General features: G+C 67.8%; 13 protein-coding genes. 2 read left to right on the forward strand and 11 right to left on the reverse strand.

Features of this window, described 5'->3' with window-relative positions; genetic code table 11:
• Positions 1 to 10: 10 nt before the first annotated feature.
• From J8G26_RS01735 to J8G26_RS01785, 11 genes are all read right to left on the reverse strand, one after another.
• Positions 11 to 1168 (reverse strand): acyl-CoA dehydrogenase family protein, encoded by a 1158-nt coding sequence (locus J8G26_RS01735; RefSeq protein ID WP_210567698.1) that lies wholly within the window; start codon positions 1166 to 1168, stop codon positions 11 to 13.
• A 19-nt stretch (positions 1169 to 1187) separates the two neighbouring features.
• The gene (locus J8G26_RS01740) at positions 1188 to 2396 is read right to left on the reverse strand and encodes a thiolase (protein ID WP_087742953.1); all 1209 of its coding nucleotides are present in this window, start codon (positions 2394 to 2396) and stop codon (positions 1188 to 1190) included.
• The gene (locus J8G26_RS01745) at positions 2393 to 2776 is read right to left on the reverse strand and encodes an OB-fold domain-containing protein (RefSeq protein ID WP_087742954.1); all 384 of its coding nucleotides are present in this window, start codon (positions 2774 to 2776) and stop codon (positions 2393 to 2395) included. Before J8G26_RS01745 ends, J8G26_RS01740 begins: the two co-directional genes overlap by 4 nt.
• A 95-nt stretch (positions 2777 to 2871) precedes the next feature.
• On the reverse strand, positions 2872 to 3849 hold the full coding sequence (locus J8G26_RS01750) for a tripartite tricarboxylate transporter substrate binding protein (protein ID WP_087742955.1): 978 nt from the start codon (positions 3847 to 3849) through the stop codon (positions 2872 to 2874).
• 17 nt (positions 3850 to 3866) lie between these two features.
• Entirely contained in the window at positions 3867 to 5381 is a 1515-nt protein-coding gene (locus tag J8G26_RS01755) for a class I adenylate-forming enzyme family protein (protein ID WP_210567699.1), read from the reverse strand.
• A 10-nt stretch (positions 5382 to 5391) separates the two neighbouring features.
• On the reverse strand, positions 5392 to 6369 hold the full coding sequence (locus J8G26_RS01760) for a tripartite tricarboxylate transporter substrate binding protein (protein ID WP_210567700.1): 978 nt from the start codon (positions 6367 to 6369) through the stop codon (positions 5392 to 5394).
• Positions 6370 to 6590: 221 nt separating this feature from the next.
• Complete coding sequence (locus tag J8G26_RS01765; protein WP_210567701.1) at positions 6591 to 7799, reverse strand: acetyl-CoA C-acetyltransferase; 1209 nt, start codon at positions 7797 to 7799, stop codon at positions 6591 to 6593.
• A gap of 66 nt (positions 7800 to 7865) precedes the next feature.
• Positions 7866 to 9149 (reverse strand): acetyl-CoA hydrolase/transferase family protein, encoded by a 1284-nt coding sequence (locus tag J8G26_RS01770; RefSeq protein WP_210567702.1) that lies wholly within the window; start codon positions 9147 to 9149, stop codon positions 7866 to 7868.
• Positions 9150 to 9391: 242 nt separating this feature from the next.
• The gene (locus tag J8G26_RS01775; protein ID WP_210567703.1) at positions 9392 to 10186 is read right to left on the reverse strand and encodes an enoyl-CoA hydratase/isomerase family protein; all 795 of its coding nucleotides are present in this window, start codon (positions 10184 to 10186) and stop codon (positions 9392 to 9394) included.
• Between the two features lie 81 nt (positions 10187 to 10267).
• Entirely contained in the window at positions 10268 to 11161 is an 894-nt protein-coding gene (locus J8G26_RS01780; protein WP_210567704.1) for a MaoC family dehydratase, read from the reverse strand.
• 16 nt (positions 11162 to 11177) lie between these two features.
• Positions 11178 to 12095, reverse strand: coding sequence for an SDR family NAD(P)-dependent oxidoreductase (locus J8G26_RS01785; protein WP_210567705.1), 918 nt, complete (start codon positions 12093 to 12095; stop codon positions 11178 to 11180).
• Between the two features lie 195 nt (positions 12096 to 12290).
• Between J8G26_RS01785 and J8G26_RS01790 the strand changes: the two genes are divergently transcribed.
• Together J8G26_RS01790 and J8G26_RS01795 are read left to right on the forward strand one after the other, a co-directional pair.
• Positions 12291 to 13196 (forward strand): MaoC family dehydratase N-terminal domain-containing protein, encoded by a 906-nt coding sequence (locus J8G26_RS01790; protein WP_087742963.1) that lies wholly within the window; start codon positions 12291 to 12293, stop codon positions 13194 to 13196.
• Positions 13197 to 13267: 71 nt separating this feature from the next.
• On the forward strand, positions 13268 to 14428 hold the full coding sequence (locus J8G26_RS01795) for an acyl-CoA dehydrogenase family protein (RefSeq protein WP_087748097.1): 1161 nt from the start codon (positions 13268 to 13270) through the stop codon (positions 14426 to 14428).
• Positions 14429 to 14541 lie beyond the last annotated feature (113 nt).

Raw genomic sequence — 14541 nt, forward strand, 5'->3', positions numbered from 1 at the left:
CCCATGCCGCTCATGCGTTGCGTGCCTCGCGCACCATGTTGCGCGCGATGATGATCTGCTGGATCTGCGTCGTGCCCTCGTACAGGCGGAACAGGCGCACGTCGCGGTAGAAGCGCTCGATGCCGTACTCGGCCATGTAACCGGCGCCGCCCAGGATCTGCACCGCCCGGTCGGCCACGCGGCCGCACATCTCGGTGGCGAACATCTTCGCGCACGAGGCCTCGGTGGAGACGTTGTGCCCGTCGTCGCGGCGACGCGCGGCGTCGATGGTCATGCACTCGGCCGCGTACAGCTCGGCCTGGCTGTCGGCCAGCATGGCCTGCACCAGCTGGAAGTCGCAAATCGCCTGGCCGAACTGCTTGCGCTCCAGCGCATACTGCAGCGCATCGCGCAGCATGCGCTTGGCCACGCCCACGGCCACCGCGGCAATGTGGATGCGGCCTTTTTCCAGCACCTTCATCGCGGTCTTGAAGCCCTGACCTTCCTTCAGGCCGATCAGGTTCGCGGCGGGCACCTTGACGTTATCGAAGATCACGTCGCAGGTATGGGCGCCGCGCTGCCCCATTTTCTTGTCGTATTTGCCGAAGCTGATGCCAGGGCTCTTGGCGTCCACGATGAAAGACGACACGCCGCCCGCGCCCTTGTCCTCGGGATTGGTACGCGCCATCAGCGTGAACATGCCGGCGTGCGGAGCGTTTGTGATGTAGCGCTTGGTGCCGTTGACGATGTAGTGGTCGCCGTCGCGGATGGCCGTGGTGCGCAGCGATGCCGCGTCCGATCCGGCCTCGGGCTCGGTCAGTGCGAACGAGGCAATCACCTCGCCCGTGGCCAGCTTGGGCAGCCACTGGGCCTGCTGCTCGGGTGTGCCGTCCATCAGGATGCCCTGCGAGCCAATGCCCACCGTGGTGCCGATGATGGAGCGGAAGGCCGGCGCGGTCTGGCACAGCTCCAGCAGCACGCGGCACTCTTCCTCCATGGTCAGCTCCAGACCACCGAACTGCTCGGGAATGGTCATTCCGAACAGGCCGAGGTTGCGCATCTCCTGCACGATGGCTTCGGGAATCTCGTCGGTCTCGGACACTTCGTTCTCGGCTGGTACCAGGCGCTCGCGCACGAATCGGCGCACGCTGTCGAGCAGGGCTTCAAGGGTTTCTGGGTCGCGGATCATGATCGGTTTCTTTCAATATTCAAAGGGCTTCGGCCGTGCCGAGCACGGCGGTGGACTGGCTCGACAGCGTGCCGCCGTTGCCATGCACCACGGCCGTGCGGTGTTGGCTGAGCTGGCGTGCGCCGGCCTCGCCGCGCAGCTGGCGCACGGCTTCGATCAGCGCAAAGATGCCATACATGCCTGGGTGCACGCACGACAGGCCGCCGCCATTGGTGTTGACGGCCAGGCGCCCGCCGGGCGCGATGCCGCCACCCTGCACGAAGGCGCCGCCTTCGCCCTTGGCGCAAAAGCCCAGGTCTTCCAGGAACAGGATGGTGTTGATGGTGAAGGCGTCGTACACCTGGGCCATGTCCATGTCGGCCGCGCGCAGCCCCGCCATGGCGAAGGCCTGGGCGCCCGATTGCGCGGCGGCCGTTGTGGTCAGGTCGGGCATGCACGAGATCTGGCGGTTCCAGATCGCCGTGGCATTGCCCAGCACGTAGACCGGCGGCCTGGGCAGGTCACGCGCGCGGTCGGCACGGGTGAGCACGATGGCGCCGCCGCCGTCCGTCACCAGGCAGCAGTCGCGCACAGACAGCGGGCTGGCGATGGGCCGGGCCGAGAGCACGTCCTCGATGGTGAGCGGATCGCGCATGAAGGCCTCGGGATTCATCTGCGCCCAGGCGCGCGCAGCCACGGCCACCTCGGCCAGCTGCGTGCGTGTGGTGCCAAATTCATGCATGTGGCGCGCAGCGGCCAGCGCGTAGGCGGCGACGGGCAACACCGGCTCATAGGGGTGCTCGTAGGGTTGTGGGTCCAGGAAGCGCCGCGCGGCCACGCCTTCCTTGCGGCCGAAGGTGGCCGAGCGCTGCGCGCTGCCGTAACACACCAGCACGGCCTTGCACTGGCCGGCCTCCAGCGCACGGATCGCCGGCAGCAAGTGGGCGATGAAGCTGCTGCCGCCGATCATGGTGCCGTCCACATAGGTCGGGTTGATGCCCAGATGCTCGATGACCGGCATGGTCCACATGCTGGCGTTGACGCTGCAGGTGGCCAGGCCGTCGATGTCCTGCATGGTCAGGCCCGCGTCGGCCACGGCCGCGTGCGCGGCGCGCACCAGCAGCGTCATGTCGTCCATGCCGGGTGCCTCGCCGCAGCCATAGGTGGCAGCGCCGGCGATGGCCACGCGGCCGCGCAGGGGGCGGTTCACAGCAGCGGCGTCCAGATGGGATTGGGGAACGCGGCTCATGCGGCACCCCCTTGCGCTGCAGGCTGGAACAGCACCAGGCCGCGCCCGTCTTTTTGCGCCACATGGGCCTGCACGCGCTGGCCGATGTGTACCGCCTCGGGCGCCACGCCCTCCACGCGGCTCATCATGCGCACACCTTCGTCGAGGTCGATCAAGGCCACGTTGTAGTTCCCGCCGGCGTCCTGCTTGCGCGCAATCGTGCTGGTGGAATAGACCGTGCCCAGGCCGCTGGCGCGCACCCAGCGCAGCGGGCTGGCGCCGCAGTGCGGGCACAGCTCACGCGGCGTGAATACATGGTTCTGGCACTGCGGGCAGTGCTGCAGGCAAAAGCGGCCGGCATCTAGCTCGGCCTGGTAATGGGTTTGTGCGCTCAGGTGCATGGTTTTTTGAAAGGCTTCGCAGTAAGAGTCACAGCATGCACTCGTCACGGCCTCACTTCAATTCGACAATCTGAAAGGGCGTCTTCGCCGCGGTCTCAGCCCGGCGTGATCCCCGCCGTCTTGATGACCTTGGCCCACTTGTCCAGTTCACCGCGCAGGCGCTGGCGCATCTGCTCTTGCGTGCCGGGGTCGGCCTCGGCACCGGCCTCCAGCAGGCGGCGGCGCACGTCGGGGTCTTTCATGGCGGTGTTGAAGTCGGCGTTGATCTTGTCCAGCACGGCCTGCGGCGTCTTGGCGGGCGCAAACAGCGCAGCCCAGGAATACGCCTCGTAGCCGGGCAGGCCCGATTCCACCCCGGTGGGCACGTTGGGCAGCATGGCCGAGCGCTGGCGGCTGGCCACGCCCAGCACCTTGATGCGGCCGGACTTGATGTGCTGCAGCGCCGTGGGCGCGTCGCTGAACATCAGCTGCACCTGCCCGCCAAGCAGGTCGTTCATGGCAGGGGCGCTGCCCTTGTACGGAATGTGCTGCAGCTTGGTGCCAGCCTCCATGTTGAACAGCTCGCCCGCCAGGTGCGTGCCGCCGCCGTTGCCCGAAGATCCATAGGCCAGCGGCGTGCCCTTCTTGGCCAGGGCGATCAGTTCCTGGATGGTGTTGGCCGGCACCGACGGATGCGCCACGATGAACACCGGAAACATGGCTGCGAAGCTGATCGGCGCGAAGTCCTTTTCGATGTCGTAGGGCAGCTTGCCCATCAGCGAGGGGTTGACCGAATGGTGGATGGCGCCCACGAACAGCCCGTAGCCATCGGGCGCTTCCTTGGCGGCGGCTGTTGCGCCCACCACCCCGCCAGCACCGGCGCGGTTGTCGATCACGGTGGGTGTCTTCCAGATCTCGGACAGCTTGTGGCTGAAGACGCGGGCCGTGGTATCCACCGGGCCGCCAGGCGGAAACGGCACGATGAAGCGCACGGGCCGGCTGGGCCACGACTCGGAAGCGAACGCCGCCAGCGGATGGGCGGCGGCGAGCAGGCTGCCTGCAATGAAGCTGCGGCGCGAGGTCGAGGAATGCATGGTGTGTCTCCTGTAGTTCAGGTTGTCAGGGTCAGGGCCTGATCTCTCAAAGTGCGTTTGAGGACCTTGCCGTTGGTGTTGGTCGGCAACTCGGTCAGGGCAACGATGTGGGAAGGGCGCTTGTAAGGCGCCAGCAGGTCGCGCAGGTGCGCCTGCACGGCATCCGCATCCAGTGCGGCGCCGGGGCGCAGTTCGACAAAGGCCACGATTTCCTCGTTGCCGTCGTCCACGGTGCGGCCCACCACGGCTGAGCGCTGGACGCTCGGATGGGTGTTGAGCGCCGTCTCCACCTCGGCCGGATACACGTTGAAGCCCGAGCGGATGATCATTTCCTTCAGGCGACCCACGACGAACAGCGCGCCGTCGGCATGCATCTCGCCCAGGTCGCCGCTGGCGTACCAGCCGCCTGCGCGCATCACGGCGTTTGTCGCCGCCGGGTCGCGAAAGTAGCCGGGCATCAGGCCCCGGCCGCGGATCCACAGCTCGCCGCGCTCACCCAGCGGCAGCGGCTGGCCCGTGGCGGGGTCGGTGACCTGCACCTCGGCCTCGGCCACCGCGTAGCCGGCGCTGGTGTCCGGGCGCTGCTCGCCCAGGCGCGTCAGGTGCACCGAGCCCGCATATTCCGACAGGCCGTAGCCGTGGTGCAGCGTTTGGCCGAAGGCCGCCTCCACGCGTTGTTTCAACGCCAGATCCAGGGGGCCAGCGCCGGTGTAGAGATAACGCAGCGCCGGAGCATCGGGCCGCTGGATGCCGCGCTCCTGCAGATGGGCCAGCAGGCGCGAGAACAGCGCGGGCGGGCCCTGCAGCTGCGACACGCCATGGCGAGCCAGCGCATCGAGCAGGTCGTCAGGGTCGAATTGCGGACGCATGACGAGCTGGGCACCGGCCAGCAGCGAGCTGATCAGCACCGTGCCCAGCCCGAAGATGTGGGTCATGGGCACGAAGGCGTAGCTGCGGTCCTGCGGGCCCAGCGCGCGCGAGGCGCCGGACACGCGCGCAAAGTGGATCAGCGCGTCGTGCGTGAGCATCACGCCCTTGGGCAGGCCCGTGGTGCCGGAGGTGAAGATGAGCGCCGCCACCGCGTCGCGCAGCGCGCCCGCCTCGGGCTGCGCATCCGGCCGCACGGGGCTGTGCTGCATGCCGGGCAGGGCCGAGTCCACCGCTGCGAAGCGCTGTGCATGCGCGGCGGCGCTGCGGGACGCCGCGGCCGTGAAAAACACCATGCGCGCATCGGCCTTGGTGACGAAGCTGTCGATCTCGGCGGGCGCCATGCGCGCATTCACGCCGCACGACCAGGCGCCCACGCGGCTGCAGGCCAGGATCAGCGCGGCGTGCTCGGGGCAGTTCTCGGCCACGACCAGCACGCGATCGCCGGGGCGCACGTCCAGCGCACGCAGCTCGGCCTCGGCCGTGTCGGTGAGTGCGCCCAGGTCGGCAAAGCGCAGGCTGCGGCCATCGGGCAGGTGAATGAATGGCCGCTGCGGTGCCTCGGCCAGCCAGCGGTCGAGCAGGTGGTGGATGCGTTCGGTCATGAAGCCGGACTCAATCCACCACGATGCCTTGGGTCACCGTGGCCCACATGGCGCGCTCCTTGGTGGCGCGATCGGCCAGTTTCTGGGGGCTTCCCGTCCATTCGTCGTAGCCCAGTTCCTTGTAGCGCTTGTTCAGATCCGGCTGGGCCAGGGCCGCATTGACGGCCTTGTTGAGCTTGGCCACCAGTTCGGGCGCCATGCCCTTGGGACCATAGATGCCGTACCAGCCGCCCACGTCAAAGCCCTTGAGGCCCTCGATGCCCGACTCGGCGAAGGTGGGCACGTCGGGCAGCGAGGCATTGCGCTGCGGCGAAGTGACGGCAAGGGCACGCACCTTGCCGCTGTGGATGTAGGCGCTGGCTGTGCTGATGATGTCCAGCATCATGTTCAGCTGCCCGCCAATCACGTCGGTCATCGCCGGGGCGTTGCCCTTGTAGGGGATGTGGTTCAGATCGATGCCGCTGCGCTTGGCGAACAGCAGCGCGCCCAGGTGGTTGGAGCCGCCCACACCGGCCGAGCCATAAGCCAGCTTGCCGGGATTGGCCTTGGCGTTGGCCACCAGTTCGCGCACGTTCTTGTAGGGCTCGTTGTTGTTGACCACCAGCACGTTGTAGTAGCTCAGGATGGGCGCCACCGGCGCGAGGTCCTTGGCCGGGTCGAACGGCATTTTGGTCATCACGTTGGGGCTGATGGTGATGGTGGGGCTGGCGGCAAACCACAGCGTCAGGCCGTCGGGCTTGGCGCGCACCACCTCGCTGCCGGCAATGGTGGCGTTGGCGCCGGTCTTGTTTTCCACCATGACCGGCACGCCCAGCTCCTTGGACAGCGCCTGACCAAACAGACGCGCACCCTGGTCCACCGGGCCGCCCGCGGCATAGCCCACGATGAGGCGCACGGGCTGGCCCTCCTGCGCGGCGGCAGGCATGGCAAGGGCAAAGGGCGCCAACGCCAGGGCGGCCAGGGCGCGGCGGCGGGGGGATGCGGTCATGGGAATGTCTCCTGTCAGTCTGGGGTGAGCGGGGCTGCATTGAGCGCGCAAAAATGGGCGCGCAAAAAGCCCCGGCGGGACGGCCACGCGCCCATGGGCGGAGCGTGAGCAACGGCCGCGATGGTGCGTCCCGGCAGGCGCGGTGTGAATCTGCTTTTGCCGAAGCCGGGGTTCAGGCCTGCTTTGAGAGGGTTTTCCCGCAGGCCGTGCAGCGGGCGGGCCTACACCCGTTCAAACACCGCCGCAATGCCCTGGCCACCGCCAATGCACATGGTTTCCAGCCCGTAGCGCCCCTTGCGGCGCTGCAGCTCGTGCAGCAGCGTGGCCAGAATGCGCACGCCGGTGGCGCCAATGGGGTGGCCCAGCGAGATGCCCGAGCCGTTGACGTTGAGCTTGTGCGCGATGGCGTCCTGGTCCTGCCATTCCCAGCCCTTGAGCACCGACAACACCTGGCAGGCGAAAGCCTCGTTGAGTTCCACCAGGTCCATGTCGTCGATCGTGAGGTTCAGTCGCGCCAGCAGCTTCTTGACGGCCGGTACCGGGCCAATGCCCATGTGCGAGGGCTCGCAGCCCGCCGCCGCCCAGCCCACCAGCGTGGCCATGGGCGTCAGGCCCAGCTCGGCCAGCTTGTCCTCGGCCACGATCAGGCAGGCGGCGCTGGCGTCGTTTTGCTGGCTCGCGTTGCCGGCCGTCACGGTGCCGTTGGGCATCAGCACGCGCAGTTTGGCCAGGCTCTCGGCCGTGACATCAGCGCGAAAGCCTTCGTCCTTGCTGAAAACAACCGGGTCGCCCTTGCGCTGGGGTACCTGCACGGGGACGATTTCATCATTGAAGCGCCCGGCGGCCCAGGCGGCCGCAGTGCGCTGGTGGCTGCGCACGGCGTAGGCGTCGGCCTCTTCGCGGGTGATGCCGTAGTCGCGCGCCAGGTTTTCGGCGGTTTCGATCATTCCCGAGATCTTGCCGAAACGTTCCACCGGCTGCGAGCGCTCGCGGCCGCGCTCCAGGCGGTCAAAAAAGCGCACATTGCCCGAGCGCGCGCCCCAGCGCATGTCGGTGCTGTAGTACTCGATGTTGCTCATGCTTTCCACGCCGCCGGCAATCACCACGTCGGCGGCGCCGCTTTGCACCATCATCGCGGCCGTGACGATGGCCTGCAGGCCGCCGCCGCAGCGCCGGTCCAGCTGCATGCCCGGCACCGACACCGGCAGCCCTGCCTGCAGCGCGGCCCAGCGGCCCACGCAAGGCACTTCGCTGTTGGCATAGGACTGGGCCATGACCACGTCGTCGATGCGCGCGGGGTCGATGCCGCTGCGCTCGACCACGGCGCGCACCGTGGTGGCTGCCAGCTCTTCAACAGGTACGGGCCGCAGGCTGCCGCCGAAGGTGCCGACGGGGGTACGAACAGGGGTGACGATGGCGGCTCTGCGCATGGTGGGTCTCCTAAATAATTTGAACAAAACGGGTTCTAGCGCTTGTATATCAAGCGCTGTCAGCTATCACTTTTGATAAAAAACCGCGCCGCAGCGGCGCAGCAGTTCGTGGGCCTGGCGCTCCAGGTCCTCGCGGTGTTCGGGGGCGGCAATGTCGATGAGGCGACGCACCCGGCGCGACAGCGTCTGGCCGCGCAGGTCGGCCACGCCATGCTCGGTGACGATCAGGCCGGCGTCGCTGCGCGGCGTGCTCACCGGGCCCGACAGCCGGGCCACGATGCGGGTCTTGCCCTTGGCGGTGGCGGGCAGCGCCACGATGGGCAGGCCGCCGTGGCTGCGCGCCGCGCCGCGCAAAAAGTCCACCGCGCCGCCCACGGCACCCACGTACACGCCGGCGGCCACTTCGGCGTTGATCTGGCCGGTCAGGTCCACCTCGATGGCCGCGTTGATGGCGGCCAGCTTGTGGCTGGCGGCCAGCACCTCGGGGTCGTGCGTGTAGTCGGTGCCGCGCAGTTCGAGTTGCGGGTTGCGGTGCGCCCAGCGGCGCAGCTTTTCGCTGCCCATCAGGATGCCGCCAATGCCTACTCCGGTGTCCACGCTTTTGCGCGCGTTGGTCAGCACGCCGGCCTCGGCCAGGGCGGCAATGCCGTCGCCCACCGCGCCGCTGTGCAGGCCCAGGTCGCGGTGCTTGTGCAGCGCGGCCAGCACCGCCTCGGGCAGGTTGCCAATGCCCAGCTGCAGCGTGGCGCCGTCCTCGATCAACCCGGCGACATGGCGCGCAATGGCCTGCTCTACCGGGCCGGGGGAGGCGCGGCTTTGTTCCAGCGGCGGGTGCTCGGCGTCGATGAGCAGCGCGAAGTCGCCCGCTTGCAGGTGCACGCTGCCATGGGTCCAGGGAATGGCGGGGTTGACCTCGCCGATCACCACGCGCGCCTGCTCCAGCGCGGCGGGCAGGTATTCCTGCGCCAGGCCCAGGCTGTAGCGGCCCTCCTCGTCGGGCGGCGAGACCTGCAGCAGCACCACGTCAACGGGCAGCACGCCGGCGCGAATCAGGCCGGCCAGGTGCGAGTAATGGCTGGGCAGGATGTCGAGCACGCCGGCTTCGGCCAGGCGGCGGTGCGGCCCGCCTGCAGCGTAGCCAAAAAAATTGATGGCGTCGGCCTGCTCGGGCTGCAGCGTGTCTGATGCGCCAATGCCCACGAACACCCGCAGCCGCCCGCCCTGCGCCAGCGCATGGCGGTGCGCCACCAGCGCCCGCGTGAGCGTCAGCGGCTCGGCCGTGGCCTGGCCCCACCACAGGGTGTCGCCGGGGCGGATCAGGGCCTGTAGCCGCTCTGCCAATAAGCTCATGTCAATACTCCACGGCGTTGCGCGCCGCCAGCATCCGCTGAAACTGGCGCAACCCAGGCGGGGGCCGCCGTGCAAGGGCCGCCCCGCCGCACGGGCGGCGTCCCCCTTCCCGTAGCGCGCAGCGATGCGAGAGAAGGGGGAAGGCGCGCAGCTCCACGCCTGCCTGCGCAGGCTTGGACGTCCCCGAAGGGCTACCGACTCTGGCGGTTGCATGGAGGCGCGCAGCGCCTCAGGGGGATGTCTCATAGTTTTTCCCAGTCGAAGCGCAGCGGCTCTTTGTTTTTGAAGCGCTGCACCGCGTCCTGGTGGTAGGCCGAGCCGCGGCACATGGCCTGGGCGTAGGACTCCAGCTCGGCGATGGTGCGCGCGTCGCTTTCGAAGGACTGGTTCATGATGGTCTTGGCCATGCCGATGGCGGCCGTGGACGCCTCGCCAAAGCGCCGCGCCAGCGCCCGCGCGGCATCAAGCAGCTCGGCCCCGTCTTCGACGATGTCGAAGACCATGCCGAGCTGCTGGGCCTCTTGGGCATCCACCGTGCGCGCGGTGAAGACCAGCTCCTTGGCCTTTTGCTGGCCCACGATGCGCGGCAGCAGGTGCAGGGCGCCCAGATCGGGCACCAGGCCGATGCGGCCAAATACCGCGCAGAACTTGGCGCGGCGCGTGGCCAGCACAAAGTCTGCCGCCAGCGCCAGGCTCAGGCCGGCGCCAAACGCCGGGCCGTCCACGGCGGCGATGACGGGCTTTTCCAGGTTCACGAGCTCAGGGAACCACTGGTGCAGCTCGCGCATGCCGGTGCGGAAAGTGAGGCCGGTGCGGCTGGTGTCGAGCATGGCCGAGATGTCGCCGCCCGAGCAGAAGGCCCCGCCCGCGCCGGTCAGGATGACGGCATGCACCTGCGCGTCGTCACGCATCTGCGCAATCGCGGCGGCCAGGGCCGGGCGCATGTCCATGCTGAGCGCGTTGCGCGCCTCGGGGCGGTTCAGGGTGATGGTGCCGATGCCGTCCAGCACCGAGGTCAACACGGGGGATGCGCTCATGGCGTTCTCCTGGGATTGTTATGGATGAAAATGGGCCGCAGCGCTTTCACAGCAAGCGCTGATAGCTCACTTTTTGATAGTTCAGGACAATTCGGCAAACCCGTGGCTCAGCACCACCTTGTCGCGCTCGGCCACGCGGGCGCGCAACTGGAATTGCCCTGCTTGACCGGGCACGCGCCAGATCTCGGTCACCAGGGTCTCGCCCGGGTACACCGGTGCGGCGAAGCGAATGTCCAGCGCCTTCAGGCGCGCGGGGTCGCACCCGCCACACTGGCGCAGCACCGCGCGGGCCACCAGGCCGTAGCTGGCCAGGCCGTGCAGGATGGGGCGCTCAAAGCCGGCCTTGGTGGCCACGGCCGGGTCGGCGTGCAGCGGGTTGAAATCGCCCATCAGGCGGTACAGCAGCGCCGCTTCTGGGCGGGTGGGCTGGGTGTCGGTGAAGTCGGGCGCGCGGTCCTCGGGCGTGGGCTGCAGCGCGGGCAGCGGTGCGTCGCTGGGCTGGCCGCCACCTTGCTGGCTGTAGCCGCCGTCGCCGCGCAAGAAGGTCGCCTGCTGCACAGTGGCCAGCAGCTCGCCGGCAGCGGATTCGAGGCGCCGCTCGGTGATCATGATGGCGCCCTTGCCCTCCCCCTTGTCGGTCAGGTGCGTGATGCGGTTGTGGCCCACAACGTCGCCGCTGGCTGGCAGCGCTTGGTGCCAGCGCACGCGCTGCTCGCCGTGCAGCAGTTTCACCCAGTCGATGCCGGTGTCGGGTTCGCGCGCCCAGAAGCCGGGGTAGCCCAGCACCACGGCCTGCGTGGGCAGGGCGCGCAGGCCGCCCTCCAGGCCCTCATAGACGAAGGGCAGGGCGGCGGCGTCCAGCGGGTCGTTGCCCAGTCCGAGGCTGAGCGCATAGAGCATGGTGTCGCGCTCGGTGTACGACTGGCGGACCACGCCAAAGTCGCGCGCCTTCAGGTGGTGGTAGTTGATGGGCATGGAGCCGCTCCCGGGGTCAGACTGGATCCCAGCTGAACACATCCGCCGAACGGTCCATCGGCACGAACGAGGCCTTGAGCGCGGGCATGCCGTGCTCGGCGATGAACTCGGGCGTCCAGCCTTCGCTGCGGTGCACCGAGCGCAGGGGGCGCGGCTGGCTCATCAAAAAGATTTCGTTGTTGCGCACGGCAAACACCTGGGCGTTCACGTCCTGGGCCTGGTCAGACAGCAGGTACACGGCCAGCGGCGCGATCTTGTTGGGCGTCATCTGCTGGATCTTGGCCACGCGCGCCTGCTGCTCGGGCGTGTCGGTGGGAATCGACCCGATCATGCGGCTCCAGGCAAACGGGGCGATGCAGTTGGAGCGCACGTTGAACTTCTGCATGTCCAGCGCAATGCTCTTGGACAGGGCCACCAGCCCCAGCTTGGCGGCGCTGTAGTTGGCCTGGCCAAAGTTGCCGATCAGGCCCGAGGTGGAGGTCATGTGCACAAAGGCGCCGCTTTCCTGCTCCTTGAAGTGGGTGGCGGCGGCGCGGGCCATGTAGTAGCTGCCGTACAGGTGCACCTTGATGACGGCGTCCCACTCGTCCAGGCTCATCTTGTGAAAGAAGCGGTCGCGCAGGATGCCCGCGTTGTTGACCACGCCGTCGATGCGGCCAAAGTGGTCCAGCGCGCACTGGATGATGCGGCCGGCAGCGGCAGCGTCGGCCACGCTGTCCATGTTGGCAACGGCCTGGCCGCCGGCGGCCTTGATCTCGTCCACCACTTTTTGCGCGGGGCCGGCGTCGGTGCCCTCGCCGGTGGTGGAGGTGCCGATGTCATTCACCACCACCTTGGCGCCGGCCGCGGCCAGGGCCAGCGCCATGTCGCGCCCGATGCCGCCGCCAGCCCCCGTGACCACCACTACCTTGTCCTGCACCATCTTTTTCGTCATGTTTGTCGTCCTTCGTTAGCGATATGGAAATCAATGGCCGCGAGCATGAACGCAAAGGCCCCGGTGCGCTATTCGGCAATCAAGAGGACAGGCTTTTGCCGCATGAAAGCAGGCCTTTGGCGCATCGGGGCTTCATGGCTGCCAAAGACATGCTTTCATAAACGTGGATTGCGCGGGCGCGGGCCTGCCGCGACGATGGCGGCCATGACAGATATCACCATCGACACCGCCGCCCTGGCCCACCTGCAAACCTGGCAGGGCCAAAGCGAAACCCTGAGCGACACCCTCACGGCAGCGCCCGTGGACGCCCTGTCGGCCACGCTGGACAGGGACGACCCGGCGCCCGCTGCCGGCACCGCCCTGCCGCCGCTGTGGCACTGGCTGTATTTTTTGCCGCATGCCCGGCAAAGCGAGATCGGCCCCGACGGCCACCCCAAGCGCGGGGGCTTTTTGCCGCCCGTGCCGCTGCCGCGCCGCATGTGGGCGGGCGGGCGCCTGCGCTGGGAAATGCAGGGTGATGGCGCCAACCCGCTGCGCGTGGGCCAGCAGGTGCAGCGCACATCCACCATCCAGTCGGTCAAGCACAAGGCCGGGCGCACCGGCGAGCTGCTCTTTGTGCTGGTGGAGCACCAGTACCGCAATGCCCAGGGCCTGGCGCTGACCGAAGAGCACGACATTGTTTACCGCAGTGCCGCCCAGCCCGGCGACCCCGCACCCGCGCCGCAAAAGCCGCCACTGGACGGCCAGGCCGCCTGGTCGCGCACCATCGTGCCCGACGACGTGCTGCTGTTTCGCTACTCGGCGCTCACCTTCAACGGCCACCGCATTCACTATGACCGCAAGTACGTCACCGAGGTCGAGGGCTACCCCGGCCTGATCGTGCACGGCCCGCTGATCGCCACGCTGCTGCTGGACCTGCTGCGCCGCAGCCTGCCGGGCGCGCAGGTGCTCACGTTCGACTTCCGCGCAGTGCGCCCCACGTTCGACCTGCACCCGTTCAGCGTGCACGGCAAACCATCGGCCGACGGCAAGACCGTGGAGCTGTGGGCCCAGGACCACGAGGGGTTCCTCACCATGCAGGGCACGGCCACCTTGGCCTGAAAACTACCAAATCAATAGCTGCTCACGCTTGCTACATAAGCGCTAGAGCCCCAAAACACTTGAAATCCACCATGATTCACCAGCCCGACCAATACCAGGAAATCCGCGACGCCGTGCGCGCCCTCTGTGCCCAGTTCCCCGACGAATATTTCCGCAAAATCGATGAGGCCCGCGCCTACCCCGAGGAGTTTGTCGATGCCCTGACCAAGGCCGGCTGGATGGCCGCGCTGATCCCGCAGGAATACGGCGGCTCGGGCCTGACCATGGCCGAGGCCTCGGTGATCATGGAGGAGATCAACCGCAGCGGCGGCAATTCCGGCGCCTGCCACGGCCAGATGTACGTGATGAACGCCATCGTGCGCAGCGGCTCGCAGGCGCAAAAAGAAAAGTACCTGCCCCAGATCGCTTCGGGCGCGTTGCGCATCCAGTCCATGGGCGTGACCGAGCCCACCACCGGCAGCGACACCACCAAGCTCAAGACCACGGCGGTGAAGAAGGATGGCCGCTGGGTCATCAACGGGCAAAAGGTCTGGATCTCGCGCATCCAGCACAGCGATTTGATGATTTTGCTGGCGCGCACCACGCCAGCCGACCAGGTGAAGAAGAAGTCCGATGGCCTGTCGTGCTTCCTGATCGACCTGCACCAGGCGATTGGCAACGGCCTGACGGTGCGGCCCATCCTGAACATGGTCAACCACGAGACCAACGAGCTGTTCTTCGACAACCTCGAAATCCCCGAGGACGCGCTGCTGGGCGAAGAAGGCAAGGGCTTCAAGACCCTGCTGGACGGCCTGAACGCCGAGCGCACCCTGATCGCCGCCGAGTGCATTGGCGATGGCTACTGGTTCATTGACCGCGCCGCCAAGTACGCGAACGAGCGCGTGGTGTTCAACCGCCCCATTGGCCAGAACCAGGGCGTGCAGTTCCCGATTGCCGATGCCTTCATCGAGCTGGAAGCCGCCAACCTGATGCGCTGGAAGGCCTGCGAGAAGATCGACGCCCACCAGAACGCGGGCGCCGAGGCCAACATGGCCAAGTACCTGGCGGCCAAGGCCAGCTGGGAAGCGGCCAACGTCTGCCTGCAGACCCACGGCGGCTTTGGCTTCGCGTGCGAGTACGACATCGAGCGCAAATTCCGCGAAACCCGCCTGTACCAGGTGGCGCCGATTTCGACCAACATGATCTACAGCTACGTGGCCGAGCACATCCTGGGCCTGCCGCGGTCTTTCTGATGGACTTACTCCTTCCCCCGCTGGGGGAAGGTTGGGATGGGGGCTGCCAGGCAAGGTGACGCCGCAGGCCCCCACCCCCACCCTCCCCCAGCGGGGGAGGGAGTGAAGGCAGC

It is taken from the genome of Acidovorax sp. JG5 (assembly GCF_017939685.1).
Lineage (GTDB): Bacteria > Pseudomonadota > Gammaproteobacteria > Burkholderiales > Burkholderiaceae_C > Acidovorax.